This window comes from Streptomyces boncukensis (assembly GCF_011045075.1).
Classification (GTDB): domain Bacteria; phylum Actinomycetota; class Actinomycetes; order Streptomycetales; family Streptomycetaceae; genus Streptomyces; species Streptomyces boncukensis.
Genome location: NZ_JAAKZZ010000772.1, coordinates 1 through 2,505, shown reverse-complemented (window position 1 = coordinate 2,505; position 2,505 = coordinate 1). Strand labels below are relative to the sequence as shown.

Genomic DNA, 2,505 nt, shown 5'->3' with positions numbered 1-2,505 from the left:
GGGGAGGGTCCGCCGCCCGCCCCTCCCGGCCGCCCGGCCAGGGCCGGCCGCCGCCGCTGGGCGAGCGACTCCAGCGCGCCGCCCTGGTCCGCGGCGGCGGCCACCCGCTCGGCCGCCTCCCGCACCTCGCGCTCGGGCCACAGCGCGGCCAGCGGCACCCGCTGATCGCGCAGCTCGTGCGCCGGGACCCCGAAGAGGCGGGGCCCCGCACCGGGCGCCAGGCGCAGCCCGGCAATGCGGTCACCGGGCCTCCGGGTGAACAGCTGGGCCCGGGTGTCGGGCCCGGCGACGACCAGCTCGCCGTTCCACAGCAGCAGGTCCATACAGCCGTCGGGCAGCACCCGCCCGACGCCCGCGTCCCCGGGCCCGCTCACCGCGTGGGCCCACACCACCGCGCCGGCCAGGCGTGACGCGCGTTCCTGGTACATGGCTCCAGGATGCCGCGCGCCACTGACAACGGCCCCGGCGGCGGTCCGGCCCGGCCCGTGCCGCACCGGGCGCGGCACGGCGCGGCGCGGCACGGGAGGGTCAGCTCCCCGCCCCCGCGGGGACGGCGGCGCGGTACGCGGACGGGCTCACCCCGCGCTCGCGCTTGAACGCGGCGCTCAGCGCGAACCCGTCGGCGTAGCCGACCCGCCGGGCCACCGCCGCGAGCGTGGTGTCCGGCTCGCGCAGCAACTGGGCAGCGAGCTCAATGCGCCACTGGGTCAGATACGTCATCGGAGGGCTGCCCACCAGGCTGGTGAACCGCCGGGCGAGACCGGCCCGGGAGACGCCCACCTTGGCGGCGAGCGAGGCCACCGTCCAGGCGTGCGCGGGCTGTTCGTGCAGCATCCGCAGCGCGGCCCCGGCCACCGGGTCCCCCTGGGCGCGGAACCAGGCGGGCGGGTCGGCCTCCGGCCTGGCGAACCAGGCACGCAGCACGGAGATCAGCAGCAGGTCGAGCAGCCGGTCCAGCACCACCTGCTGGCCGGGCTGGTCCCGGCCGACCTCCGCTGCGACGACGGGCATCAGGCTGCAGTCCCACTCCTCGGCGCCCAGCACCAGGACGGGCGGCAGCGCGGCCAGCAGCCGGCGGCTGAGGTCGCCGGGGAACGGGTAGGTGCCGTTCAGCAGCAGCGCCCCGCCGTCCGGGTCCGGTCCCCAGGTGCGCACGCCCAGCGCCATCCGCTCGCACAGGTCGACTCCGTCGGGCGAGGTGCAGCAGTCGCCGGGGTGGATGACGACCTGCGGCGCGGTGTCCGGGTCGTCCGCGACGGTGTACGGCTCGGGGCCGCGCAGCACGGCCATATCGCCCTCCCGCAGCCGCCACGGGGCGCCCCGCCCGGGGATGATCCAGCCGTCGCCGTGCACCATGGACAGCAGCGCCAGCGGCGACCCGTCCTGTACGCGCACGGCCCACGGGGGCCTGAGCACCATCCGGTGGAAGAGTCCTCCCCTGGCCCGCGCCCCGCCGCCGAGCAGCTCCCCGAGTGTGTCCACGGCGCTCAGCGTAGCCGCGGTTGCGTGGTCCCGGCGGCCAGCGACGATGGAGGGATGGACGACCTCACCACGCTCTCCGACGAACACATGGCGCTGGCCGCGCAGGACGCGCGGGGCCGCAGCGCGCATCTGTTCCTCCAGGACGGCCCGCTGCGGCAGAGCGTCATCGCGCTGGTCTCCGGTGCCGCGCTGGACGAGCACAGCGCTCCTCCGGCGGCGAGCCTGCACGTGCTGCGCGGCTATGTGCGGGTGACCTCGGCGAGCGGCCACCAGGAGGTGGCGGCGGGACAGGTGCAGCGCATTCCCCAGGAGCGGCACGGCGTGACGGCGATGGAGGACTCGGTGCTGCTGCTGACGACGGTGACCGGGACGGACACCCAAGCCGCGGCCTGGGAGTGACGCCGCTCAGGAGCGTTCCGCTGCCCGCCACTCCTCGACGCGGTGCAGTACGGAGCGCAGCGCCAGCTCGTAGCCGAAGACGCCGTGCCCGGAGACCATGCCCTGGCACACGGGGGCCGTCACGGAGGTGTGCCGGAACGGCTCGCGGGCGTGCACGTTGGAGATGTGCACCTCGACGCACGGGACGCCCAGTCCGGTGACGGCCTCCAGGGCGTCCCGCAGCGCGTAGCTGTAGTGCGCGTAGGCGCCCGGGTTGAACACGATGCCGCTGTCCTCGTGCCGCGCCCCGTGCACGAGGTCGACGAGGGCGCCCTCGCTGTTGCTCTGCGCGCAGTGCACCTCGGCGCCGAGCCGCCGGCCGAGTGCCGTGGTCCGCTCCTCGATGTCCCGCAGTGTGGTGCTGCCGTAGGTGGCGGGGTCGCGCTCGCCCAGCAGGTTGAGGTTGGGTCCGTGCAGCAGCAGCACGCGCGGAGCGGGAGTGTCGGTCATGGCGGCAGCCTAGTGCTTCGCCGCGGAAGTTCTGCTGGTGAGGTCGTGCTCGTTGGCAGGGCGTGATTCTTGGTCTTGAGGTGCAGAGGGTGCTGGAGGCCCGGGTACGGGCGCACACTGCCTCGCAGAGGGAGG

4 protein-coding genes are annotated in these 2,505 nt (G+C 75.4%); 1 reads left to right on the top strand and 3 read right to left on the bottom strand.

Translation table 11 applies throughout. The features are described from left to right. Both G5C65_RS35395 and G5C65_RS35390 read right to left on the bottom strand, forming a co-directional pair. Positions 1-428 (bottom strand): DUF6597 domain-containing transcriptional factor (locus tag G5C65_RS35395; RefSeq protein ID WP_338146818.1); only part of this gene is annotated, 428 nt, incomplete at its 3' end. Positions 429-528: 100 nt separating this feature from the next. Further along, a complete protein-coding gene (locus tag G5C65_RS35390; protein ID WP_165303156.1) occupies positions 529-1,482 on the bottom strand; it encodes a cupin domain-containing protein in 954 nt (317 codons plus the stop codon). A 54-nt stretch (positions 1,483-1,536) separates the two neighbouring features. On the opposite strand from G5C65_RS35390, the gene G5C65_RS35385 reads away from it, so the two are divergent. Continuing rightward, positions 1,537-1,881 (top strand): cupin domain-containing protein, encoded by a 345-nt coding sequence (locus G5C65_RS35385; protein ID WP_165303155.1) that lies wholly within the window; start codon positions 1,537-1,539, stop codon positions 1,879-1,881. A gap of 6 nt (positions 1,882-1,887) precedes the next feature. On the opposite strand, the gene aroQ is transcribed toward G5C65_RS35385, so the two are convergent. Further along, a complete protein-coding gene (gene aroQ, locus G5C65_RS35380) occupies positions 1,888-2,370 on the bottom strand; it encodes a type II 3-dehydroquinate dehydratase (RefSeq protein WP_165303154.1) in 483 nt (160 codons plus the stop codon). Positions 2,371-2,505: the final 135 nt, after the last annotated feature.